This window comes from Streptomonospora litoralis (assembly GCF_004323735.1).
GTDB classification, from domain to species: Bacteria; Actinomycetota; Actinomycetes; order Streptosporangiales; family Streptosporangiaceae; genus Streptomonospora; species Streptomonospora litoralis.
In genome coordinates, this window is the sequence record NZ_CP036455.1 from 1,745,310 (window position 1) to 1,769,291 (window position 23,982).

Below are 23,982 nucleotides of genomic sequence, written 5' to 3' on the forward strand. Positions count from 1 at the left end.
GAGAAAGGGGCGGTCCGGCGCCGCCCACGCACCGGACCGCCCCGTGCCGGTTCGGGTCAGTCCCGTCCGGCTGCCAGCCACACCGCGGTGTCCGCGGGCAGCACGAGCGCATCCCCGTCGGCGCCGACCGGCCCGCTGGCCATCAGTACCCGTCCGGCAGTCGCAAGGGCGGAGTGCCCGAGGGTGGCCGTTGCGCCGGTGAGGTTGATCGCGCAGACGAAGTCGGCACCGCGCCGGAACGCCAGCACCCCCTCGACGGTCTCCAGCCACTCCAGACCGGCCGCCGGGTCGATGGCGGTGCGCCGGTGCTCCAGCGCGGCGGTGTACATCGCCAGCGTGGAATCGGGGTCGTCCCGCTGTGCCTCGCGGGTGTAGCGCGCCCACGCCGCCGGCATCGGCAGCCAGGGTCGGCTGTCCGCGGGGCCGAAACCGAACGGCGGCCGGTCGCCCTCCCAGGGCAGCGGCACCCGGCACCCGTCGCGCCCCCGCTCGGTGCGCCCGGAGCGCTCCCACGTCGGATCCTGCAGGGCGTCGTCGGGCAGGTCGGTGACCTCGGGCAGGCCCAGCTCCTCGCCCTGGTACAGGTACGTCGAGCCCGGCAGCGCCAGGGTGAGCAGGGTCGCCGCGCGCGCCCTGGCCAGCCCGCGCTCCCCTCCGCCGAACCGGGTCACGTGCCGGGTCACGTCGTGGTTGGACAGCACCCAGGTCGTGGGCGCCCCCACGGCGCCGTTGGCCGCCAGGGACCCGTCGATGACGCCGCGCAGCACCTCCGGGTCCCACCCCGCGGTGAGGTACTCGAAGTTGAACGCCTGGTGCAGCTCGTCCGGCCGCAGATAGCGCGCGACGCGGTCGGCGTCCTCCACCCACGCCTCGGCCACCAGCGCGCGCTCGCCGGGATAGGAGGCCGCGATGCCGTGCCACCTGCGGTAGATGTCGTGCACGCCGTCCTGGTCGAAGTAGGGCAGTTCGGTGGAGCCGTCGAGCAGGTCGGCCTTTTGGCCCTCGGGCAGATCGGGCAGCGCCGGGTCCTTGACCATCCCGTGCGCGACGTCGATGCGGAACCCGTCCACCCCGCGGTCCAGCCAGAAGCGCAGGACGTCGTCGAACTCCGCGTGCACCTCGGCGCTCGTCCAGTCCAGGTCGGGCTGCTCGGGGTCGAACAGGTGCAGATACCACTCCTCCGGCGTCCCGTCGGGCCGCTTCAACCGGGTCCAGGCCGCGCCGCCGAAGACCGACTGCCAGTTGTTGGGCGGACGCTCGCCTTCGGGGCCGCGCCCCGGCCGGAAGACGTAGCGCGACCGCTCCGGAGCCCCGGGCTCGGCGGCCACGGCCGCACGGAACCAGGCGTGCGCCGAGGAGGTGTGGTTGGGGACGATGTCGATGACGACACGCAGGCCCAGCTCGTGGGCTCGGGCGGTGAGGGCGTCGAAATCGTGCAGCGTACCGAACCGCGGGTCGACGTCGCGGTAGTCGGCGACGTCGTATCCGCCGTCGGCCAGCGGAGACACGTAGAAGGGCGTCAGCCAGACGGCGTCCACGCCCAGCGCCGCGAGCTCGGGCAGCCGGTTGCGCACGCCTTGCAAATCGCCTTCACCGTCTCCGTCGGAGTCGGCGAAGCTGCGGACGTAGATCTGGTAGATCACGGCATCGCGCCACCACTCCCTGCCTGCGGCCGGCGGCGCGGTCCCCGAGTCCGTGGGGTAGTCCGGGGGGTTGGGCATAAGGTCGTTCCCTCCATGAGCCTGAGCGGCTGTGCCATCGTCTGCAAGCTATTGCGCAAGATTACCTACCGGTTGCGGGGGTCGGGGGCCAAACTGCATTAGAGTGCTCGCATGGGTCCACGTTTGGCCGACATCGCCCGGCATGCCGACGTGAGCGAGGCCACGGTCTCCCGCGTGCTGAACAACAAGCCCGGAGTCGGCGCCGATACCAGATCGGCCGTCCTCACTGCGCTCGACGTCCTGGGATACGAGCGCCCCGAGCGGCTGCGGAGGCGCTCCGCCGGCCTGGTCGGCATGGTCGTCCCCGAGCTGGAGAACCCGGTGTTCCCGATGTTCGCCCAGGCGGCCGAGGGCGCACTCGCCCGGCAGGGCTACACGCCGGTGCTGTGCACCCGCCCGCCCGGCGGCATCGTCGAGGACGAGTACGTGGAACTCCTCCTGGAACGCAACGTCTCCGGCATCGTCTTCGTCTCGGGCCTGCACGCCGACGCCACCGCCGATCACGCCCGCTACCACCGCCTCATCGCGCAGAACCTGCCGATCGTGCTGGTCAACGGCTACGCCGAAGAGGTGCCTGCCGCCTTCGTCTCCTGCGACGACCGCGCAGCCGGCCGACTCGCGGTCAACCACCTCGCCGAGCTGGGCCACGCCCGTATCGGCTTCTCCAGCGGCCCGGAGCGCTACGTGCCGGTGCAGCGCAAGCTCGTCGGCTACCGTTCCGCCATGGCCGAGCACGGACTCGACTCCGCCGACCTCGTCGAGCTGTCGCTGTTCGGCGTCGAGGGCGGCCACGCCGCGGCGTCGCGGCTGCTGGAGCGCGGGGTCACCGCCATGGTCTGCGGCTCCGACCTCATGGCGCTGGGCGCGGTGCGCGCGGCCCGCCAACGCGGGCTGTCGGTGCCCGGCGACTTCTCCGTCGTGGGCTACGACGACTCCCAGCTCATCGCCTTCACCGACCCGCCGCTGACCACCGTGCGCCAGCCCGTCCAAGCCATGGCGATGGCCACCGTGCGCACCCTCTGCGACGAGATCGCCGGCCACACCGTCTCCCATACCGAGTACCTGTTCGACCCCGAACTCGTCGTGCGCGGATCCACCGCCGCCGCCCCGGCCTCCGCCGCGCCCCGCGCCGTCACGGCGTCCTGAGCCCGCGCCCCGGCCGGGCACCGCCGCGGCTGCGAGGACGGCCACCGTTCCGCGCCCGCGTGCGCTGTTCTAGGCTGGCCGCTATGCCAAGCATCGCTTCGGTCAACACCGGCGCCGCCGTCGACGCCGACTGGGCGGGACGCCTCAAGCGCACCGCCATCGACAAGCGCCCGGCCGCCGGGCCGGTCGCCGTGCACACGCTCGGGCTCGCGGGCGACGAGCAGGCCGACCGCGAGCACCACGGCGGCATCGACAAGGCCGTCTACGCCTACGCCCGCGAGGACCTCGACCTGTGGCAGGAGCGGTTGGGGCGACCGCTGCGCGACGGCGTCTTCGGCGAGAACCTCACCACATTCGGCATCGACATGGACGCGGTGCTGATCGGCGAGCGCTGGAGCATCGGCCCGGTGCTGCTGGAGGCCGCCCTGCCACGCACCCCCTGCGGCGTTTTCCGCAGCTGGATGGAGGAGGCCGGCTGGGTCAAGCGCTTCACCGCGGAAGGCCGCACCGGCGTCTATCTGCGCGTGCTGGCCGAAGGCGGGATCAGAGCGGGCGACGGCCTCCGCGTGGTGCACCGGCCCCAGCACGGCATCACGGTCGCCGCGGCGTTCCGCGCGCGCTACGAGCGCGACCGCGATCTGCTGCGCCGCGTCCTGGAGATCCCGGGCCGGTCGCAGGTCTGGGAGGAGTACGCTCCGGCCGCCGGCGCCCAGACGTCCTGATCACCGGCCGGGGGAGCCGGACCGTCCGGTCGCCGCCATCGCCGACACTGGGGGTATGCCTTCCGTGCCTCTCGACGGCGATCCCGTACCCGCCGACGGCGCCCTGCCCCAGGACGCCGCCGCCGGAGCAGGCAGCCGTCCCTTCGGCTTCTACGTGCACGTGCCCTTCTGCGCCACGCGCTGCGGCTACTGCGACTTCAACACCTACACCGCCGCCGAGCTGGTCTCGCGCGACGGCGGGCACACCGCCACCCGCGAAGGCTACGCCGACCTCGCCGTCGCCGAGATCCGCATGGCCCGCCGCGTTTTGGGCGCCGCCGAGATCCCGGTCGGCACCGTCTTCTTCGGCGGCGGTACGCCCACCCTGCTGCCGCCCGAGGACCTCGGCCGCATCCTCGCGGCCGTCGACGCCGAGTTCGGCCTGGAACCGGGCGCCGAGGTCACCACCGAGGCCAATCCCGAAACCGTCGACTCCGGCGTGCTGGCGCGGCTTCGCGAACAGGGCGTCAACCGCGTCTCGTTCGGGATGCAGAGCGCCGCCCCCCGCGTGCTGGCCGTGTTGGAGCGCGCCCACACCCCGGGCCGCCCCGAGAAGTGCGCGCAGTGGGCGCGCGAGGCCGGGTTCGACGGGGTGAACCTCGACCTGATCTACGGCACACCCGGCGAGACCGGCGCCGACTGGAAGGACTCGCTGCAGGCGGCGGTCGCGGCCGGCGTGGACCACGTCTCGGCCTACTCGCTGATCGTGGAGGAGGGCACGCGGCTCGCGGCGCGGGTGCGCCGCGGCGAGCTGCACGAGCCCGACGGCGACGTGCTGGCCGACCGCTACGTCATGGCCGACGACGCCCTGACGGAAGCGGGCATGCACGCCTACGAGGTCTCCAACTGGGCCCGCGGCACCACCGCCCGCAGCCGCCACAACCGCCTCTATTGGACCGGCGGCGACTGGTGGGGCGTGGGGCCGGGCGCGCACAGCCACGTCGGCGGAACGCGCTGGTGGAACGTCAAGCACCCGGCCGCCTACGCCGCCCGGCTCGCCGAAGGGCGCTCGCCCGGCCACGCGCGCGAAGTCCTCGACGCCGCCGACCGCCGTTTCGAGCGCATCATGCTCGAACTGCGCCTGGCCGAGGGCTGCCCGGTGGAGCTCCTCGACGCCCAGGGGCGCGCCGCGGCCGCCCGGGCCGTGGCGGACGGGCTGCTGGATCCCGCCGCGCACGCCGACGGCCGGGCCGTCCTCACCCGGCGCGGACGGCTCCTGGCCGACGCCGTGGTCCGCGATCTCACCTGACTCCGCGGGACGCCCGAATGTGCTCCGGGCACCCGCGGGTCGGCGCGGCGGCGACTACTGCAGCATCGGGATGGCCAGTGCCTTCGGGTACCGGTACCACTCGCCCTTGTTGGCCGCCACGGCGGCGATGATGGCGAAGATGACCGCGCAGGCGAACACGACGAGAATCGTCAAGAGGCCGATGATGACGAACATCAGGACCCACGAGATGACGTAGCCGATGAGCATCGTGATCTGGAAGTTGAACGCCTGGGCCGCCTGGTCGCGGACGAAGGGCGACTCCTCCTTCTTCACCAGGAAGAGGATCAGCGGGAGCAGGAACCCGGTGAGGAGTCCGCCGAGGTGCGCCACGAGCGCCATGGTGCGGTCGTCGGCGGAAGGAGCGTACTGCCCGCCGGGGTGGCCGTAGGGCTGCTGGTAGCCGTACATCGGCGCGGGGTACTGCGGCTGCTGGTAGCCCTGGCCGTAGCCGGGCTGCGGCCCCGACTGCGAGGCGTAACCCGGCTGGGGGCCCGCCTGAGGGCCGTAACCGGGCTGGGGGCCCGACGGAGGGCCGTAGTTGGGGTCGCCCCCGGGCGGCGGGCCGTATCCGCCGGGGTGGTCGGGGTAGCCGCCGTTCTGCCCGTAACCGGGCTGTTCGGGCTGCGGTGGGTAGCTCATGGTCTCCTCTTTCGAAAATCGGCCGGGCAGCCGCATCGGGACTGCCGTCGGGGCTCGTGCGCCGGACTCCGCCACCGGGCGGGGCCGCTGCCCGGCGCCCGATCGCTGCAGGTCTCGATGGTGAGACTCTTTCACGCAAGCCGCGGTTCCCACAGGGGCCGGGACGTGGAATCCCTACCGGTCGTCCCCGTCCCGGAACCGGAGAACGGTCACTTCACCATCCGGATGGACACCGGGTACCGGTACGCGGCGCCCTTCGCGGCACTCCTTGCGGCCAGCACGCCCAGCACGATGCCGACCAGCGGGACCGCACCGACGAACAGCGAACCGATCCAGGAGAGCGCCGGCGAGAAGACGCCGAGGCCGAGGAAGACCACCCACGCGACGAAGTACGGGAGCAGCAGCGTGAGCTGGAAGTTCAGCGCCTCGCTCGCGTGGCTGCGCACGAACGGGGAGTCCTTGCGCTTGGCCGAGTACACGATGAGGGCGGGGACCCAGCCGAGTACGAGGGGGGAGAAGAGCAGGCTCACCAGGTGGGCGATCATCGCCCAGGTGATGTCGTCGGAGGCGCCGGGCCGGGGAGCGTAGCCGGGGCCGGGGAAGCCTGCCGTGCCCGGCTGGGCCGGGGCTCCGTAGCCGGGCTGAGCCGGTCGGCCGGGTCCGCCGGGCTGGGCGGGTGCACCGTAGCCCGGTTGGCCGCCGGGGTAGGCGCCGGGCGGCTGCTGCTCGTACCCCTGCGGAGCCTGCGGCGCGCCGGGCTGCTGCCCGTATACCGGTTGCCCGTAGCCGGGCTGCGGCTGCTGCGGGGCGTAGCCGGGCTGGGCGTAGCCCGATTGGGCGTAGCCGGGGTGCTGCTGTGCGGCCTGCTCAGGGGCGTAGGGGGACTGCGGTCGGCCGTACGGGTCCGGGCCGCCGGGCGCTCCGCCGGCGGGTTGGCCGTACCCCGGCTGCGGCTGCGGCTGCTGTCCGGCGTAGCCGGGCTGTCCGCCACTGGGGTGGCCGTACCCCGGCTGCGGCGGGCCGTACCCCGGGTGGCCGTACCCCGGTCGGCCCTCGTCCGGTCGGCCGTAGCCGGGCTGTCCGCCGCTCTGGTCGCCGTGCCCGGGCTGGGGCTGGGCGTAGCCGGGCTGTCCGCCACTGGGATGGCCGTACCCCGGCTGCGGCTGGACACTCCCGGCCTGCTGCTCCTCGGCGCCCGCCTGCCCCTGGCCGGGCTGCCCGCCGGACGGGGCGCGGCCGGGTGCCGACTGGTCACCGGAGGGCCCCTCCTGGGGCTGCGGTCGGTTGGGCGGCGTCTCGCTCATCTTGTCCCTTGGCTGTGCCGATTTCGTTTGGCCGATAGTGCCATCCGGTGCCCCGGCAGGCCACCGCGCGAGGGCGGCGTCCCCGGACACGCCTAGTCTTGCACCCCGCGTGCCGCGGTGACGAAGTCGATGAGCTCTTCGACGCGGCCGAGTAGTTCGGGCTCCAGGTCGGCGTACGTGCGTACCGACCCCAGGATGCGCTGCCACGCCTCACCGGTCTCCTCGCGGCTTCCCAGCGCCTTCAGCACCCCTTCCTTCCACGGGACGCCCCGCGGGACCTCGGGCCAGGCGGAGATGCCCACGACCGACGGCTTGACCGCCTGCCAGATGTCCACGAAGGGGTGGCCGGTCACCAGCACATCGGGCGAGGCGACCTGTTCGGCGATCCGGCTCTCCTTGGAGCCCGGCACCAGATGGTCCACCAGGACGCCCAACCGCCGCCCCGGCCCCGGACCGAACTCCGCGACGATCGCCGGCAGGTGGTCGACACCCTCCAGGTACTCCACGACCACGCCCTCCACGCGCAGGTCGTGGCCCCAGATCCGCTCCACGAGCTCGGCGTCGTGCACGCCCTCGACGTAGATTCGGCTCTCCCGGGCCACCCGCGAGCGCGCACCCCGCACCGCGATCGAGCCGGAGGCGCTGCGAGTCGGCCCGGTAGGCGCCGCGGCGGGGCGGACCGCCGTTGTCGGCCGGCCGTCCACGAGGAACGCCGCCGGCTCCAGGTCGAAGACGCGATGGCGGCCGTTCCGGTCCTCCAGGGTCACCGTCCGCTTGTCCCAGCCGACGACGGCGCCGCAGAACCCTTCGTCGGCCGACTCCAGGACGAGCCCGTGCTCCAGGGCGACCTCGGCGACGGCGCCCTTGCGCGGCCGCCGCCAGTCGCCTGCCAGGACGTCCTCGCCGTACCTCTTGCCCGAGTCGCTGTGCACGGCGGGGATTCTATCGGCGCCCGGCCGGTGCGCCTCGGCCCGGTGCTCCGTCGGCCCGTTTTCGATCACTCCTTGCGCTACGGCTTAGAATTAGCACTTGGAACCATGGAGTGCCAGGAGGTGAGAGCGTGCTCGACGACCGGAAGCTGGCGGTTCTGCGTGCGATCGTCGAGGATTACGTATCCACGAACGAACCGGTGGGGTCGAAGGCGCTCTCCGACCGCCACACGTTGGGCGTGTCTCCTGCCACCATCCGCAACGACATGGTCTCGCTGGAGGAAGAGGGCTACATCGCCCAGCCGCACACCAGCGCGGGGCGCGTTCCGACCGACAAGGGCTACCGGTTGTTCGTCGACCGGCTGTCCACGGTGAAGCCGCTCTCCGGCGCGGAGCGGCGCGCCATCGAGACGTTTCTCGGCGGGGCGGTCGACCTCGACGAGATCGTGGGGCGCACGGTGCGCCTGCTGGCCCAGCTCACCCGGCAGGTGGCGGTCGTCCAGTACCCGTCGCTCACCCGCTCCTCGGTGCAGCACGTGGAGTTGGTGCCGCTGGCGCCGCAGCGTGTGATGATGGTGTTGATCACCGACACCGGGCGTGTGGAGCAGCGGGTCATCGACGGGCTGGAGCCGGTGAACGAGGAGGCCGTCGAAAGCCTGCGCCAGATGCTGAACCGGGCGCTTGTGGGCAAATGGCTCACCGACGTCCCCACCGCCGTCGAGGACCTCCCCGCCCAGATAGCGCCGGACGATCGCGCCTTGGCGGCGGCCGTGCTGTCGGTGCTCCTGGAGAGTCTCGTCGAGCGGCACGAGGAGAAGATCGTCCTCGGAGGAACGGCGAATCTCGCCGCGATGGATTTCTCGGCTAGCCTGCGGGAGGTACTGGAGGCTTTGGAAGAAAACGTCGTCCTGCTCCGTTTGCTCGGGGAGATGGGCGACCCTTCCATGCTGACGGTGCGCATCGGCGCCGAGAACTCTCACGAGGGTCTGCACTCCACATCGATCGTCTCGGCCGGCTACGGCATCGGCGACCAGCCGTTGGCCAAGATCGGTGTGGTGGGTCCGACCCGGATGGACTATCCAGGAACGATGGGAGCGGTACGCGCTGTGGCTCGGTACCTCGGACAGATACTTGCGGGGCAGTAAGTGGCGAGAGACTACTACGAGATCCTCGGGGTGCGGCGCGACGCATCCCAGGACGAGATCAAGAAGGCGTATCGGCGGCTCGCCCGCGAACTCCACCCGGACGTCAACCCGGACCCGGCCACCCAGGATCGCTTCAAGGAAGTGACCCAGGCCTACGAGGTCCTATCCGACGACAGCAAGCGGCGCATGTTCGACATGGGCGCCGACCCCTTCGCTCCTTCCGGCGGCGGCGGCGGCGGTGGCGGCGCGGGCGCCGGCGGATTCGGCGCCTCGGGCTTCCCCTTCGACGACATCATGAACGCGTTCTTCGGCGGCGGGCAGGCCGGCGCCGGGCGCGGCCCCCGCGACCGGGTGCGGCGCGGACGCAGCATCAAGGTCCGCATCGAGATGGACCTCTCCGAGACCGCGTTCGGCGTCACCAAGGACGTGACCTTCCCCACGGCCGTGCTGTGCGACACCTGCCAGGGCGAGGGCGCGGCCAAGGGCAGCCAGCGCCACACCTGCGACATGTGCCAGGGCCGCGGTGAGGTCTCCCAGGTGGCGCGGTCGTTCCTCGGCCAGGTCATGACCACCCGCCCGTGCCCGCAGTGCTCGGGGCAGGGCACGATCATCACCGACCCCTGCGCGGACTGCGCCGGCGAGGGCCGGGTGCGCGAGAAGGTCACCCGCAAGGTGCAGATTCCCGCGGGCGTCGAGGACGGCACCCAGATCCAGCTGGCCGGCGAGGGCGAGGTCGGACCCAACGGCGGGCCGCGCGGCGACATCTTCCTGGAGATCGTGCAGCGCCCGCACCCGACCTTCGAGCGGCGCGGCGACGACCTGCACTGCACGATAACCGTGCCGATGACCGCCGCCGCGCTGGGCGCCTCGTTCACCTTCGAGACGCTCGACGGCACCGAGGAGATCGACCTGCGCCCGGGCACCAGTTCGGGACACGTCATCACCCTCTCCGGGCACGGCACCCGGCACCTCGACAGCAGCGGGCGCGGCGACCTGATGATCCAGGTCGACGTCGAGACTCCCGCGAAGCTGGACGAGGAGCAGGAGGCGCTGCTGCGCAAGTTCGCCGAACTGCGCGGCGAGGACCAGCCTCCGGGCAAGTTCAGCCCGGGCCACGGCGGCCTGTTCTCCCGGCTGCGCGACGCCTTCAGCGCCCGCTGAGGCGGCGGGCCCCGGCAGCTGCTTTCCGGCGCCGCCGCGACCGCCTCCGAGCGGTCCGGCGGCGCCTTCTTGCGCCGCGCGCATCCGTGGGCGCGGGAGCGCACCCGTGCCCGACGGCTGTGCCGCCTCCGGGGCGCTCGGCCATGGAATCGAGGTATGCGTGACAGCTCCGGTCTTCCTGAGCGAGCCGGGCGAGCTCGACGGCACCACCGCGGTGCTGACCGGCGCCGAGGGCAGGCACGCGGCGGCCGTGCGGCGCATGGCCGTGGGCGAGACCGTGCACCTGGTCGACGGAGCCGGCACCCGCGCGCGCTGCCGGGTGGTCGAGGTCGGCAAAGAACGCGTCGTGTGCGCCGTGGAAGAGCGCGGCACCGACCCGCAGCCGAGCCCGCCGCTGACCGTCGTGCAGGCGCTGCCCAAGGGCGACCGCGGCGAACTGGCGGTCGAGGTCATGACGGAGGCCGGCGTCGACCGCATCGTGCCCTGGGCGGCCGAGCGGTGCATCACACGCTGGAAGCCCGAACGCGCGGCCAAGTCGCTCGGCAAGTGGCGTTCGACGGCGCGGGAGGCCGCCAAGCAGTCCCGGCGCAGCCGGATCCCCGAAGTCGCCGACCTGGCCGGGATCGGGGACGTGTGCGCACGGATCGCGTCGGCCCGAGTGGGCATCGTGCTGCACGAGGAGGCCGACAGTCGGCTCTCGCAGCTGCCGCTGCCCGTTGGGAGCGCCGCTGCCGCGGGGGATCCGCCTCGGGCCGAGGACGCCCCCGCGGCCGTCCCGGACGGGATCGTCGTCGTGGTTGGTCCGGAAGGCGGTTTCGCCGAGAGCGAACTGCGGGCTCTGGACGCGGCGGGCGCGGTGCGTGCGCTGCTGGGGTCGACCGTGCTGCGCACCTCCACCGCGGGAGTGGCCGCGCTGGCGGTGCTCCAGGCACGCTGCGGGCGATGGTGAGCAGCCTCTCCCGGGAGAGCGCCGACGCGGCGCCGAACCGGAGCGGGCGCCGCGCTCCTAGGGGGTCGGCGGATCCCGAAGACGGCGGACGCGGTCGGGGCGGTGCTCTACTCGTGAGCTCCGCCCCGACCGCGTCCGCGTGCCGTTCGCGGCTCAGTCGGTTTCGAGCACCGGGTCGCTGCCGATCGTGCCCGAGGAGCCGTTCTCCGGACCCGTGGTGGGTGGCGTGGTGCCGTCGGCGCCCTGGTCGCCGTCGCCGGGCGGCGGGGTGGAGCCGCCGGTGGAACCGTCGCCGGGATCGGACTGCGAGGGCTCCTCGGTCGGAACCGTGGGCTCGTCGGTGGACTCGCACTCGGAGTCCGGCGCGCCGGGCTTACCGCCGGGCCTGGCCTGGGTCGTGCCCGGCGAAGGGCTGGGTGCCGGGGTGGGCGGCGGAGCGGAGCCGGCGCAGTGCTGGGTGGTGCCGAAGGGAGCCGCACTGCCGCCCGTGGACTCGGGCTCGGGCGGACGCCGGGTGGGCTCCGCGCCCCCGCTGGGGCGGTCGGCCGGGTCCGGCTCGGGTTCGGCCTTGCCGGAGACGTCGTCCTCGTCCTGGCCGGGACCGCCCTCGCCGCGCTCGGGCGCGGGCTCGTGCTCCTCGGCGGGGGTGGTCAGCGACTGCGGCAGGATCTGGTCGCGGACCTGCGGCGTGCCCAGAAGCACCGACCCCGCGATCACCGCCGCGGCGCCCACCGCCAGCGAGGGCCGCAGCCACGAGGCGTTGAGCAGAGCGGAGAACCAGTTGCTCCCGCGCTGCGTGCGCGACCGGATCGCGTTCAGCGCCTCGGGAGAGGGGTCGACGGAGTCGGCTTCGGCGCGCAGTAGGGCGCGAAGCCGCTCTTCGAAGGCGTCGTCGGGTGGTTCGGTCATGTCGTGTGCTCCAGAACCGAGCGGAGCGCGGCTATCCCCCGTGCGGTGTGACTCTTGACTGCGCCGCGGCTGATGCCCATCGCGTCGGCGATCTGCGCCTCGGACAGGTCGCCGTAATACCGGAGCACGATCGCCTCACGCTGGCGGGTGGGCAGGTCGCGCAGGGCCTCGATGACGGCCGCTCGCTCCAGTTCGCCCATCGCGCCCTGCTCGGCGCTGGGTGCGTCGGGAAGGGCCTTGGGCGCGTGCTTTTCTACCACGGCCCGGTGCCGAAGCACAGAGCGGGCGCGGTTGACTACCGACTGCCGCAGGTAGGACAGCGCCTTGTTGGGGTCGCGCAGCCGGCGCCAGGCGCCGTGCATGGCGACGAAGGCGTCCTGCACGACCTCTTCGGCCGTGGCGGAGTCGCGGACGAGCAGGGTGGCCAGCCGGACCAGCGGGCGGTACTGCGTGCTGTAGAGCTGGGTGACGGCCTGGTCGGCGTCCCAATCGACCGAGACCGACGCCGCCGGGGCCCCTGCGACCATAGTTTCAGTCACGTCGGTTTGACGCGCGCCCTTGTCGCCGGGTTTACGAAAGGGCATACCTGTACTTCTCGTTCCGCCTCGTCGTCGCCGAAATCCTGCGGCATCCGCCAACAACCGCATGCCGTCCCCGGCGCGCGGCACACCCGCGCCCCGCCGCCCGAATGCCTCTGGCGGAGTGCCGACAGTACAGGACGGCGCGGCCGAAGTTACGCAAAGCAACAGAATAGCCCGAGACTCGGCGGAACGGACGCGGCGGCGGGGACAAGCCCGGGGGAGCGGGCCGGTGGGGAGGCCTCATGCGGAACACCACCTGCTGAGGGGAAGACGGCACGAGGCTCACCGTAGGAGATGGCGCATGCGCTTGGCAGCCGGACGGTCGAACAGAGGCGGGCTTCACGCACCGAGCCGTCGATCGGGCAGGTGCGCCCGGCATCCGCGCGGCACCATGCGCCACTGGGGCATCATGGGAAGGATCCGCGGGGCGACTCGCTGCCCGCGGGACCGCAACGACAACGGAGACGGAGGGGCCCGACGGTGACCACGAGCGAGCCCGACTGCCTGTTCTGCAAGATCGTCGCGGGCGGCGTGCCCGCCGAGATCGTCCGAGAGGGCGAGCGCGTGCTGGCCTTCCGCGACATCAACCCGCAGGCGCCCACGCACGTGCTGGTCATTCCGCGCGAGCACTACCCCGACGCGGCATCGGCCGCCCGCGCCGGAACGGGCCTGCTGGACGAGATCGCCGCCGAGGCCCACGCCATCGCCGAGGCCGAGGACATCGCCTCCACCGGCTACCGCCTCGTCTTCAACACGGGCTCGGGCGCCGGGCAGACGGTGTTCCACCTGCACTGCCACCTGCTGGGCGGACGGGGCATGGAGTGGCCCCCCGGCTAGCGACAAGCCCCTCCGGCAACCGTCCGGCTAGCCGGCAAGCCAGCTAGCCAGCTAGAAACCGGGCGCGGAGCGCTTCCGTTAGGGGCGGTGGGGGGTGACGGTGCGGGCCGGGCGCGGAGCGCCTCCGTTGGGGGTGGTGGGGGGTGACGGGCGGGCGCGGAGCGGCTCCGCCAGGGCCCGGACAACGGGCGGGAAATCGCTCGGGAGTGCTGCGGCGGCGTTGGTAGACTCGAAATCGACGACAGAGTTCGCTTTCGATCACTGCGGCCACGGTGATCACGTCCCCGATACGGGGCCGCGCGACAGGCGAACCGACTCCAGATCGCGAGAGGCAGGGGCGAGACGGCCGCAAGGCCACATCATGGTCGAGTCAACACAGCAGACCACCCAGGTGAAGATCTCGGTGCCCGAAGAGCACATGATGGTCAACCTGCTGGGCTCCGGCGACGAGCTGCTCCGCACGGTGGAGCGCTCGTTCGACAGCGACATACACGTGCGCGGCAACGAGATCACGATCAGCGGCAGCCCCGAGGAGACCTCGGTCGTGGTGCGGCTGATCGAGGAGTTGCTCGAACTCGTCAAGAACGGCACTGTGGTCACGCCCGACGCCATCGACCGCACGCTGGGCATGCTGCGGTCCTCGGGCGGCGACGACGGCGAACGCCCCGCCGAGGTGCTGACGCACGACATCCTCTCGTCGCGCGGGCGGACGATCCGGCCCAAGACCCTCAACCAGAAGCGCTACGTCGACGCCATCGACCGCCACACCGTGGTCTTCGGCATCGGCCCCGCCGGAACCGGCAAGACGTACCTGGCCATGGCCAAGGCGGTCAAGGCGCTGCAGAACAAGCAGGTCAACCGGATCATCCTGACCCGCCCGGCGGTCGAGGCCGGCGAGCGGCTGGGCTTCCTGCCCGGCACGCTCTACGAGAAGATCGACCCCTACCTGCGGCCGCTCTACGACGCGCTGCACGACATGCTGTCCCCGGAGTCGATCCCCAAGCTGATGTCGGCGGGCACCATCGAGGTGGCGCCGCTGGCCTACATGCGCGGGCGCACGCTCAACGACTCCTTCATCATCCTGGACGAGGCGCAGAACACCTCTCCGGAACAGATGAAGATGTTCCTGACGCGCCTGGGCTTCGGCTCCAAGATCGTGGTCACCGGCGACGTCACCCAGGTCGACCTGCCCGACGGCACCTCCAGCGGGCTGCGCACCATCGAGAACATCCTGTACGGCATCGACGACATCGGGTTCTGCCGCCTGAGCAGCACGGATGTGGTGCGGCACAAGCTGGTCAGCGCCATCGTCGACGCCTACGGCCGCTACGACAAGCAGCAGAACGGGTCCCAGGGCGCACGGGGGCGGTCGGCCATCCGTTCCGGCGGCACCGGCACCTCCGGGTGACGGCGGCCGTGGGCGCCGTCACCCGCGCGCAGCGCCGGGGCGCAGGTGCCCGCGTTCCGCCGCTCCCTACCGAGCACGAGATGAAGGCGCACTGAGCAATGAGTATCGACGTCGCGAACGAGTCCGGCGTCCCCGCCGACGAGGAACGCCTGTCGCGGCTGGCCCGCTACGTCCTCGACGCCATGCGGATCCACCCGCTGGCGGAGTTGTCCGTGGTGCTGGTCGACGAGGAGCCCATGACAGAGCTGCACGTGCGCTGGATGGATGAGCCCGGGCCCACCGACGTGCTGTCCTTCCCGATGGACGAGCTCCGACCCGGCGGCCAGGACCGCCCCTCCGAGCCCGGTGTGCTGGGCGATGTGATCCTCTGTCCGCAGGTCGCCGCCCGCCAGGCCGACAAGGCGGGCCACAGCGCCCAGGAGGAGATCGACATGCTGTGCACGCACGGCATCCTCCACCTGCTGGGCTACGACCACGCCGAGCCCGACGAGCACAAGGAGATGTTCGGGCTGCAGGGGGAGCTGCTCGCGGGCTGGCGTGCCGATGAGGGCGCGTCCGGCGGCCGGGCGCAGGAGAGAGAAGACAGCGCCCGATGATCCCCGGTTTGCCGGGGACGGGATCCGCCGCGGTCCCGGGCCACGTGGACCTCGCCGCGGCGGTTGCGGGTCAGAGCGGCCCGGCCCCGGTCGTCGCCCTGCCCGCTGCGGTGCTCTTCGCCGCGGCCGCGGCGTTCTTCGTCAGCGCGGAGGTGGCCGTCACCCGGACCGCGGGCATGGAGGCCGAGGCCCCCGACGACGACAGCGCAGGCGCGCGGCGGCTGCGCGCCGTGCTGGCCGACCCCACCGAACATCTGAACGCCGTGCTGCTGCTGCGCGTGGCCTGCGAAGTGGTGGCCGCGGTCGCTCTCACGCTGGGCTTCGCCGGCTGGCTGGGGCCCGGGTGGGCGGCAGCGGGGTGTGCGGTCGTGCTCATGACCGTCGCCGACTACGTCCTCGTCGGCGTCACCCCGCGCATCCTGGGCCGTCAGTTCGCTCCGTCGGTGGCGTCGGCGAGCGTCACCGCGCTGGCACCGCTGTCCCCGGTGCTCGGTCCGGTCTCGCGCCTGCTGGTCCGGTCGGGCCGCGCGCTCACGCCGCGCAATATCGGCGACCGCAGCGGCCCGTTCACCAGCGAGAGCGAGCTGCGCCGCCTGGTCGATCTGGCCGAGCGCGGCCACGTCATCGACGCCGACGAGCGGCAGATGATCCACTCGGTGTTCAAGCTCGACGACACATCGGTGCGCGAGGTGATGGTGCCGCGCACCGACATCGTCTTCGTCGAGCGCGACGCTTCGCTCGACGACGCGCTCTCGCTGGCGCTGCGCAGCGGCTTCTCCCGCATCCCGGTCCTGGGCGAGGACGAGGACGACGTGGTCGGCATCGTGTACCTCAAGGACGTCGTCGCCCGGATCCGGCGGGAGTGGGCGCGCGGCGGGGCCGCGGACGAGGCCGCGGAGAAGACCGAGACCGTGGGTGAGGTGATGCGCGCCGCCTCCTACGTGCCCGACTCCAAGCCGATCGACGAGCTGCTGCGGGACATGCAGCAGCGCCGCATCCACGTGGCGGTGGTGATCGACGAGTACGGCGGGACCGCCGGGCTGGTCACGATCGAGGACATCGTCGAGGAGATCGTCGGCGAGATCACCGACGAGTACGACGACGAGGTCCCGCCCATCGAGCGCCTGGACGAGCACCGTGCCCGCGTCACCGCCCGGCTGCCGCTGGGCGAGTTGTCCGAGCTGTTCGGCACCGAGTTGGACGCACCCGATGTGGAGACGGTCGGCGGGCTGCTGGCCTACGCTCTGGGACGGGTGCCCATCACCGGCTCCGAGGCCGTCTACGCTGGATTGCGGCTGACCGCCGAGGACACGGTTGGACGCCGCAACCAGACCGCCACTGTGCTGGTGGAGGAGCTGGAACCGGCCCAGGCCGAGGAGACGTGAGGCCCTCCGGAGGGGCGCTCGGCCCGCGCCGGCCGGGCCGAAGCACCCGCTTCCGCGCTTCTACCGCCGCCCCTGTGCGTCCCGGCACCGGGGCGGCGGGCGGGGCAGCCGAACCTGCGCCGCCCACACCGACGAGCTTGCAGCGAGGAGAGTGCAGACCGTGACCGAGACCGCCGCGCCCGAAGGGATCGATCCCGAGGACGAGAAGCTGATCACCCTTGCGCGCGCCTCCCGCGCCCGCACCGGCGCCGCCGAGGGCGCCGCCGTGCGCGACGAGACCGGCCGCACCTACACGGCGGCCACGGTCGCGCTGCCGTCGTTGCAGCTCACTGCGCTACAGGCGGCGGTTGCGGCGGCCGTCTCCAGCGAGGCCGAGGCACTGGAGGCCGCGGCGGTCGTCACCACGGCCGCCGATGCGGCGGCGGCCGACCGCGGGGTGGCGGCCGACATGAAGACCCCGCTGGTGGTGCTGGCCGCGCCCGACGGCACACCCACCGCAGCCCTGCGCTCCTGAGCGGGCGCGCCCGACCCCGCGCCGGTGGCGTCCGCCGCGGGAGCAGACGAGACTGGAGAGATGGACGACCTCGACCTGGACAAGCTGCGTACGCCGCTGGCGATGCCCTCCTACCCGGAGGGCTTCCGCAGCGGGTTCGCCTGCTTCGTCGGCCGACCCAATGTGGGCAAGTCGACCTTGATGAACGCGCTGGTGGGGGAGAAGGTGGCCATCACCAGCACCCGGCCGCAGACCACGCGGCGCACCGTGCGGGGGATCGTGCACCGCGACGACGCCCAGCTCATCGTCGTGGACACCCCGGGCCTGCACAAGCCGCGTACGCTGCTGGGTGAGCGGTTGGACAGCCTGGTGCGCTCGACCCTGGTCGAGGTCGACGTGATCGGATTCTGCATCCCCGCCGACGAGCCGATCGGCCGCGGCGACACCTACATCGCCCGCGAACTGGCCGCTCAGCGGCAGACGCCGGTGGTCGCGCTGGTGACCAAGACCGACCGCGCCGGCCGGGCGGCCGTCTCCGAGCAGCTGGTGGCCGTCGAGCGGCTGGGGGAGTGGGCCGACATCGTGCCCGTCTCGGCGCAGAGCGGCTTCCAGGTCGACACGGCCGCCGACGTGCTGTGCGGGCACCTGCCCGAGGGGCCGCCGCTCTACCCCGGCGGCGACCTCACCGACGAGCCCGAGGAGATGCTGGTGGCGGAGCTGATCCGCGAGGCGTCGCTGGAGGGCGTCCGCGACGAGCTGCCGCACTCCATCGCGGTCGTCGTCGAGGAGATGCTGCCGCGCGAGGACTCCCGCGACGACCGGGAGATGGTGGACATCTACGCGTCGCTGTACGTGGAGCGGCCCAGTCAGAAGGCGATCGTCATCGGCGCCAAGGGGGCCCGGCTGCGCGAGGTCGGCTCGGTCGCCCGCCGGCACATCGAGGCGCTGCTGGGCACCAAGGTGTATCTGGACCTGCGGGTGCGGGTCGCCAAGGACTGGCAGCGCGACCCCAAGCAGCTGCGGCGGCTGGGCTTCGACCAGCAGACCTGAGGTGAAAGGCGGCGCGCCCGCGGCGTCGCCGCCTCAGTCCCGGTGATCCAGATCGCCCGCCAGCTGCAGCGCTGTGTGGCGCACGATCGGGGCGGCACGCTCGACGAAGTCCCAGCTCACACGCGCTTCGGGGCCGGAGATCGACACCGCCGTCAGCGCGGGGCCGCCCTGCACCGGCACCGCGAGGCAGCGCACCCCCACCTCCTGCTCGCCGTCGTCGATGGCGTAGCCGCGCTCGCGGATGCGGTTCATCTCGGCGACGAAGTCCTCGGGCGCGGTGATGGTGCGGTCGGTGGCGGCGGGCATGCCCGTCCGGCGCAGGGTCGACAGCGCGTCCCGTTCCGGCAGCTGGGCCAGCAGCGCCTTGCCCACACCCGCCGAGTGCGCGGGTACGCGCCGACCTACCTCGGTGAACATCCGCATCGCGTGCTGCGAGGGCACCTGCGCCACGTAGACCACCTTGTCGCCGTCGAGCATCGCGAGGTTGGCCGTCTCGCCCAGCTCGTCGACGAGGTGGGTCAGGTGGGGCCGCGCCCACGTGCCCAGCATCCGCGACGCGCTGTCGCCCAGGCCGATGAGCCGGGGCCCCAGCGCATAGCGGCGCGAGGGGAGTTGGCGGACATAGCCGTTGGACAGCAGGGTGCGGATGATGCGGTGGATGGTGGGCAGCGGAAGTCCCGATGCGTCGGCGAGCCGGCTCAGCGAGACCTCGCCGCCGGCGTCGGCCATGATCTCCAGCAGGGAGAACGCGCGGTCGAGCGACTGCACGCCGCCCGATCGCGACTTGGGCTCGGATGCGGCGTCCGGCGCCGCCGGTGACGTGGCCACGTGCGCTGCTCCCATCGACTAGTGCGCCGGTGGACGCGGCGCCCGGTCCGCGCCGGGCGTCCGCCGACTCTTGTTGTTTTCGAATTGTAAAAGTTGATGTCCGCTATATAGAAGCCATAGTCCGAAATCGGGTCGGCTCCGGATCGGAGGCATCAAGGAGGCGGTCGCCGCATGGGCCGAAGCCGGCGGGGCAGGACCCCGTCCGGGAGGTCCCTCGGCGGATGCCGGCACGTGGCCGACCGTACCCAGTCGGGAGAGGCGGTGGCGCAGCGATGGGCGCGATCTGCGGTGCGGGCGAGCGTTCGCCGGCACCGGCCTTCGTGCCTTCGTGCTCAAATTCCCAAACCCAGGGCCTGGTTTTCGTTGTTCGCGCACGAAGGCGCCCCCGCAGGCTCGGCGCCCCATCGGGCGCGCCACCGGCGGGCACCCTGTCCGGTGGGCGCGGGTCCGGCCATCCGCCGGCGTCGCCGCTTCTCCTGCAGGCCCCCGTCGCCCGGCAGGCCACAAGGCCGCCCAGCGGGCCCGAGCCGCCCCCGGTCGGGCCGCACTCCGACTGCCCGTGGCCACCGACGTCATCGGGCTCACTCATCTTGGGAGGTTGACAAGCCCATGGGCGTCCCGCAGACTCACATCATTCCTTTAAGTGAAAACTGATTTCCGAAATACGGAATTTTTCTGTATACAGTAGACCGCACCGGCTATCCCGTGGCCCTCCTTCCCGATCCCCACTCTCGGTCCGCCCTCTACGAGGAGGCGAGCGATGAGCCACTCGCTGCCCTATACCGTCAACTGCTCCCTGCTGTTCACCGAGCTTCCGCTGAACCGGCGCCCCGCCGCGGCGCGTGCGGCCGGGTTCGACGCCGTCGAGTTCTGGTGGCCCTTCGAAAGCGCCGTCCCCGGTGACGCCGAGGTCGACGCGTTCGTCACCGCCATCGGCGACGCCGGTGTCAGTCTCACCGGGCTGAACCTCTTCGCCGGCCGGCTGCCCGGGCCCGACCGCGGTGTCCTCTCCCACCCCGACCGGGTGCCGGAGTTTCGCGACAACCTCGACGTCGTGGCCTCGATCGCCGATCGCACCGGCACCACCGGTTTCAACGCGCTCTACGGCCTGCGCCAGGAGGGCGTCGACCCGGCCGAGCAGGACGAGACCGCCCTGCAGAACACCGTGGCCGCCGCCAAGGCCCTGGAGCCGGTCGGCGGCACGGTGCTCATCGAGCCGATCAGCGGGTCCGCCGACTACCCCCTCGTCACCGCCGCCGACGGCCGTGCGTTCGTCGCCGCGGCGCGCGAGGCCGGCGGACCGGTCGACGTCGCGCTGCTGGCCGACTTCTTCCACCTCGCCGTCAACGGCGACGACGTCGCCGCCGTCGTCCGCGACCACGCCGCCGAGTTCGGCCACATCCAGATCGCCGACGCCCCCGGCCGCGGTGAGCCCGGCAGTGGCGAGCTGCCGCTGATGGATCTGCTCGCCGCCGCGCAGCAGGGCGGCTACCGCGGCCACGTCGGCCTGGAGTACAAGCCCACCGCCGCCACCGAGGACAGCTTCGCCTGGCTGCGCCGCTGACCGCGCCCCCGCGACCGTTCGACCCATCCGCATCGAGGAGGGAGTCCGCCATGTCCCAGTCCCGCACGATCGCCTTCATCGGACTCGGCATCATGGGCCTGCCCATGGCCGCCAACCTGGTCTCCGCCGGGTTCACCGTCCGCGGCTACGACCGCAGCCCGCAGCAGGCCGACCGGCTCGCCGGCAAGGGTGGTACCGCCGCCGCGACCCCCGCCGAGGCCGTTTCCGGCGCCGACGTCGTCATCACGATGGTCCCCGACTCGCCCGACGTCGAGGAGGCCGTGTTCTCCACGGGCGGCGTCTTCGACAGCGCCGCCCCCGGAACGCTGGTCGTCGACATGAGCACCGTCCGCCCCGACACCGCGCGCGCCGTGAACGAGGAAGGCGCCAAGCGCGGCCTGCGGGTGTTGGACGCACCCGTCAGCGGTGGAGAGGCCGGCGCCGTCGAAGGCGTGCTGTCCATCATGGTCGGCGGCGACCCGGCCGACTTCGACGCCGCGGCCGGCGTGTTCGCCCCCATGGGCAGCGCCGTCCTCGTGGGACCGGCGGGCGCGGGCCAGACGGTCAAGGCCGCCAATCAGCTCATCGTGGCCGGCAACATCCAGCTCGTGGCCGAGGCGCTGGTCTTCCTGGAGGCACACGGGGTGGAGACCGAGGCCGGCCTGCGCGTGCTGAACGGCGGACTGGCCGGCAGCACCGTGCTCACCCGCAAGGCCGAGTCCATGCGCCACCGCCGCTTCGAACCGGGGTTCCGCATCGAGCTGCACGACAAGGACATGGGCATCGTCACCGCCGCCGCCCGCGAGGTCGGGGTTCCCGTGCCGATGGGGGCGCTGGTGGCCCAGTTCATCGGCGCGCTCAAGGCTCAGGGCCACGGCGGCCTCGACCACTCCGCGCTGCTCAAGCTCGTCGACCAGCTCGCGGCGGAGCAGAAGTAACCGGCGACCGGGACCGCCGGCGGACGGCGCTCCCGCCTCGCGGCGCGGCCGCGACAGGGGCGCCCGGGTGTTGGCCGCACCCGGACAAGGCCGCCGGCGGCCCGGAAACCCCACTAGCACCGAAGGGTTCAGCGAACATGGTACAGATGCCCGCGATGAACGCCGTGGTCGAGGTCCTCAAGTCCGAGGGCGTCGACACCGCGTTCGGCTGCCCCGGCGCGGCCGTTCTCCCTCTCTACAAGGCGCTGGAGGAGGTGGGCGGCATCGAGCACCTGACCGTCCGCCACGAAGAGGGCGCTACCCACATGGCCGACGGCTGGGCGCGCACCAACGGCGGCGTCGGGGTGGCCATCGGCACCTCCGGTCCCGCCGGCACCAACATGATCACCGGTCTCTACACCGCCATGGCCGACTCCATCCCGATGGTCTGCATCACCGGACAGAACGTCTCCACCAAGCTCCACCAGGAGGCGTTCCAGGCGGTCGACATCGTCGAGATCGCCGCGCCGGTGACCAAGTGGGCCGTTCAGCTGAAGGAGGCCGGCCAGGCGCCGTGGATCTTCCGCGAGGCCTTCCGGATCGCCCGCGAGGGCCGGCCCGGGCCGGTGCTGGTCGACCTTCCGCTGGACGTCGCCCAGCAGAGCATCACCTACGATCCCGCCATCGACGCGCCGCTGCCCGTCCACCCCGTGGTCCCGCACCCGCCGCGCGTCGAACGCGCCCTGGACCTGCTGCTGGCCGCCGAACGCCCGCTGATCCTCGCCGGAGGCGGCGTCGTCATCGCCGAGGCGGCCGACGACTTGCGCCAGGTCGCCGAGTACCTGAGCGTCCCGGTGCAGACGACGCTCATGGGCAAAGGCGCCTTCGACGAGGAGAGCCCGCTCTACGCGGGAATGACCGGCATCCAGACCTCGCAGCGCTACGGCAACGCCTCGTTCCTGGAATCGGATCTGGTGCTGGCGGTGGGCGCCCGCTTCGGCGACCGCCACACCGGCACGCTCGACGTCTACCGCGGCGAGCGCAGGTTCGTCCACGTCGACATCGAGCCCACCCAGATCGGCAAGGTCTTCGAACCCGACCTGGGCGTGGTCTCCGACGCCGGACTGTTCCTCAAAGCCCTGGCCGAGCGCGCCGCGCGCCGCGGACCCGCCCGCGACCCCGGCGCCTGGGTCGCCCGCGTCAACGGCCTCAAGGCCGACCTGGGCCGCAGGGAGGACTTCGACTCCACGCCCATCAAGGCGCCCAGGGTCTACAAGGAGATCAACGAGGCGTTCGGACCCGAGACCTACTTCGTCACCGCCATCGGCCTCTACCAGATCTGGGGCGGCCAGCACCAGAAGGCCCACCTGCCCCGCCACTACCAGGTCTGCGGCCAGGCGGGCCCGCTCGGCTGGGAGATCCCGGCGGCCATCGGGGTGAAGAAGGCGCTCAAGCGCACCGAGCCCGAGGCCGAGGTCGTCGGTGTCGTCGGCGACTACAGCTTCCAGTACACCGTGGAGGAGTTGGCCGTCGCCGCCCAGTACGACGTGCCCTTCGTGCTCATCATGCTCAACAACGAGTACCTGGGGCTGATCCGCCAGGCCGAGATCGGCTACGGCATGAACTACCAGGTCGACATCCACTACGACCAGTACGGCACCGACAACGTCAAGATCATGGAGGCCTACGGGTGCTCCGGCCGCCGGGTCACCGAGCCCGGCGACATCCGCGCCGCCATCGACTGGGCCCGCAAGGAGGCCCAGCGGACCTCGCGTCCGGCGCTCGTGGAGATCATGATCGAACGGGAGGCCAACACGCCCCACGGTCCGGCCATCGACGCCGTCAAGGAGTTCGAGCCGCTGCCCGGCGCCACCGCCTGATCCGGGCGGTGCGGTGCCGGGCGCGCGGGCGGACCGGCACCGCACCGCTCAGGCCGGCGCCGGAGGCCGCCGCGGCGCTGCCGGCGCGCCTGCCGCTGCCCCCGGCGACCGACCTGCCCGAGCCGCCGGCGGGCGCGGTCCGCGGCTGAAGCGGGGAAGGGGGCGGGGGCCCCGGCGGTGTTTCGCGGATGTTCGTCCGGGTGCGCACCCGATCCGCAAAACGCGGTGAAACACCAGCTCACAGCCGATGGAACGGGTGCCGCTCCGGCGTTCGGGAGCCGGTCGCCGTGCCGCCAAGCCGGTCCGGACGCCGCGCTCGCGTCCGGATGTCTGCTACGGTTGCAAGCACTATGCTGCGTGAGCTGCTCCTCCTTAGCGGCCGCGGCGGGGGTCGGTAAGAACAGGTCGGCTCCCTCGCCGCGGGGCTTCGGCATGTTCAGGTCGGCCGTCACATCGCGAGGAGCCCGCTCGTCTCCCCTCACACACCGGCAACCGGTAGCGGAGACGCA

Annotated in this window: 22 protein-coding genes; 15 read left to right on the plus strand and 7 right to left on the minus strand. The window is 72.3% G+C overall.

The window, feature by feature from the left end:
- Positions 1-56: 56 nt before the first annotated feature.
- On the minus strand, positions 57-1,721 hold the full coding sequence (locus EKD16_RS07330; protein ID WP_131097694.1) for a glycoside hydrolase family 13 protein: 1,665 nt from the start codon (positions 1,719-1,721) through the stop codon (positions 57-59).
- 111 nt (positions 1,722-1,832) lie between these two features.
- Between EKD16_RS07330 and EKD16_RS07335 the strand changes: the two genes are divergently transcribed.
- The 3 genes from EKD16_RS07335 (at position 1,833) to hemW (ending at position 4,877) form a co-directional block, all read left to right on the plus strand.
- Entirely contained in the window at positions 1,833-2,867 is a 1,035-nt protein-coding gene (locus EKD16_RS07335; protein WP_131097695.1) for a LacI family DNA-binding transcriptional regulator, read from the plus strand.
- Between the two features lie 83 nt (positions 2,868-2,950).
- Positions 2,951-3,589, plus strand: a complete 639-nt coding sequence (locus tag EKD16_RS07340) for an MOSC domain-containing protein (RefSeq protein WP_131097696.1) — start codon at positions 2,951-2,953, stop codon at positions 3,587-3,589.
- 55 nt (positions 3,590-3,644) lie between these two features.
- Positions 3,645-4,877, plus strand: coding sequence for a radical SAM family heme chaperone HemW (hemW, locus tag EKD16_RS07345; RefSeq protein WP_131097697.1), 1,233 nt, complete (start codon positions 3,645-3,647; stop codon positions 4,875-4,877).
- Between the two features lie 54 nt (positions 4,878-4,931).
- On the opposite strand, the gene EKD16_RS07350 is transcribed toward hemW, so the two are convergent.
- The 3 genes from EKD16_RS07350 to EKD16_RS07360 form a co-directional block, all read right to left on the minus strand.
- Positions 4,932-5,537: a DUF4870 domain-containing protein gene (locus EKD16_RS07350; RefSeq protein WP_131097698.1), complete on the minus strand. Its 606-nt coding sequence runs from the start codon at positions 5,535-5,537 to the stop codon at positions 4,932-4,934.
- A 209-nt stretch (positions 5,538-5,746) separates the two neighbouring features.
- Positions 5,747-6,841 (minus strand): DUF4870 domain-containing protein, encoded by a 1,095-nt coding sequence (locus EKD16_RS26005; RefSeq protein ID WP_242677279.1) that lies wholly within the window; start codon positions 6,839-6,841, stop codon positions 5,747-5,749.
- A gap of 92 nt (positions 6,842-6,933) precedes the next feature.
- Positions 6,934-7,773: a DUF3097 domain-containing protein gene (locus tag EKD16_RS07360; RefSeq protein ID WP_131097699.1), complete on the minus strand. Its 840-nt coding sequence runs from the start codon at positions 7,771-7,773 to the stop codon at positions 6,934-6,936.
- A 128-nt stretch (positions 7,774-7,901) separates the two neighbouring features.
- On the opposite strand from EKD16_RS07360, the gene hrcA reads away from it, so the two are divergent.
- The 3 genes from hrcA (at position 7,902) to EKD16_RS07375 (ending at position 11,025) form a co-directional block, all read left to right on the plus strand.
- A complete protein-coding gene (gene hrcA, locus EKD16_RS07365) occupies positions 7,902-8,915 on the plus strand; it encodes a heat-inducible transcriptional repressor HrcA (protein ID WP_131097700.1) in 1,014 nt (337 codons plus the stop codon).
- Positions 8,916-10,076, plus strand: a complete 1,161-nt coding sequence (gene dnaJ / locus EKD16_RS07370) for a molecular chaperone DnaJ (RefSeq protein ID WP_131097701.1) — start codon at positions 8,916-8,918, stop codon at positions 10,074-10,076.
- 160 nt (positions 10,077-10,236) lie between these two features.
- A complete protein-coding gene (locus EKD16_RS07375; protein WP_131097702.1) occupies positions 10,237-11,025 on the plus strand; it encodes a 16S rRNA (uracil(1498)-N(3))-methyltransferase in 789 nt (262 codons plus the stop codon).
- A gap of 153 nt (positions 11,026-11,178) precedes the next feature.
- Here the strand turns inward: EKD16_RS07375 and EKD16_RS07380 are convergent, their stop codons facing one another.
- The gene (locus EKD16_RS07380; protein ID WP_131097703.1) at positions 11,179-11,934 is read right to left on the minus strand and encodes a hypothetical protein; all 756 of its coding nucleotides are present in this window, start codon (positions 11,932-11,934) and stop codon (positions 11,179-11,181) included.
- On the minus strand, positions 11,931-12,461 hold the full coding sequence (locus tag EKD16_RS07385; RefSeq protein ID WP_131102183.1) for a SigE family RNA polymerase sigma factor: 531 nt from the start codon (positions 12,459-12,461) through the stop codon (positions 11,931-11,933). The genes EKD16_RS07380 and EKD16_RS07385 overlap by 4 nt, the downstream gene beginning before the upstream one ends.
- A gap of 534 nt (positions 12,462-12,995) precedes the next feature.
- Between EKD16_RS07385 and EKD16_RS07390 the strand changes: the two genes are divergently transcribed.
- The 6 genes from EKD16_RS07390 (at position 12,996) to era (ending at position 18,284) form a co-directional block, all read left to right on the plus strand.
- Positions 12,996-13,352, plus strand: coding sequence for a histidine triad nucleotide-binding protein (locus EKD16_RS07390; protein ID WP_131097704.1), 357 nt, complete (start codon positions 12,996-12,998; stop codon positions 13,350-13,352).
- Between the two features lie 361 nt (positions 13,353-13,713).
- The gene (locus EKD16_RS07395; RefSeq protein WP_131097705.1) at positions 13,714-14,760 is read left to right on the plus strand and encodes a PhoH family protein; all 1,047 of its coding nucleotides are present in this window, start codon (positions 13,714-13,716) and stop codon (positions 14,758-14,760) included.
- Positions 14,761-14,858: 98 nt separating this feature from the next.
- Positions 14,859-15,356 carry an rRNA maturation RNase YbeY gene (gene ybeY / locus EKD16_RS07400; protein ID WP_131097706.1) on the plus strand — a complete coding sequence of 166 codons (498 nt, stop codon included), beginning with the start codon at positions 14,859-14,861 and terminating at the stop codon, positions 15,354-15,356.
- A complete protein-coding gene (locus tag EKD16_RS07405; protein WP_131097707.1) occupies positions 15,353-16,741 on the plus strand; it encodes a hemolysin family protein in 1,389 nt (462 codons plus the stop codon). Before ybeY ends, EKD16_RS07405 begins: the two co-directional genes overlap by 4 nt.
- Positions 16,742-16,901: 160 nt before the next feature.
- Positions 16,902-17,255 (plus strand): cytidine deaminase, encoded by a 354-nt coding sequence (locus tag EKD16_RS07410; protein WP_131097708.1) that lies wholly within the window; start codon positions 16,902-16,904, stop codon positions 17,253-17,255.
- 60 nt (positions 17,256-17,315) lie between these two features.
- On the plus strand, positions 17,316-18,284 hold the full coding sequence (era, locus tag EKD16_RS07415) for a GTPase Era (protein WP_131097709.1): 969 nt from the start codon (positions 17,316-17,318) through the stop codon (positions 18,282-18,284).
- A 33-nt stretch (positions 18,285-18,317) separates the two neighbouring features.
- On the opposite strand, the gene EKD16_RS07420 is transcribed toward era, so the two are convergent.
- Complete coding sequence (locus EKD16_RS07420) at positions 18,318-19,112, minus strand: IclR family transcriptional regulator (protein ID WP_242677280.1); 795 nt, start codon at positions 19,110-19,112, stop codon at positions 18,318-18,320.
- A 760-nt stretch (positions 19,113-19,872) separates the two neighbouring features.
- Between EKD16_RS07420 and EKD16_RS07425 the strand changes: the two genes are divergently transcribed.
- The 3 genes from EKD16_RS07425 to gcl all read left to right on the plus strand — a co-directional run bounded on the left by EKD16_RS07425 (position 19,873) and on the right by gcl (position 23,473).
- Positions 19,873-20,676 (plus strand): hydroxypyruvate isomerase family protein, encoded by an 804-nt coding sequence (locus EKD16_RS07425; protein WP_131097710.1) that lies wholly within the window; start codon positions 19,873-19,875, stop codon positions 20,674-20,676.
- A 50-nt stretch (positions 20,677-20,726) separates the two neighbouring features.
- Entirely contained in the window at positions 20,727-21,614 is an 888-nt protein-coding gene (locus EKD16_RS07430; RefSeq protein ID WP_131097711.1) for a 2-hydroxy-3-oxopropionate reductase, read from the plus strand.
- Between the two features lie 137 nt (positions 21,615-21,751).
- Entirely contained in the window at positions 21,752-23,473 is a 1,722-nt protein-coding gene (gcl, locus tag EKD16_RS07435; RefSeq protein ID WP_131097712.1) for a glyoxylate carboligase, read from the plus strand.
- The last annotated feature ends 509 nt before the right edge of the window (positions 23,474-23,982 follow it).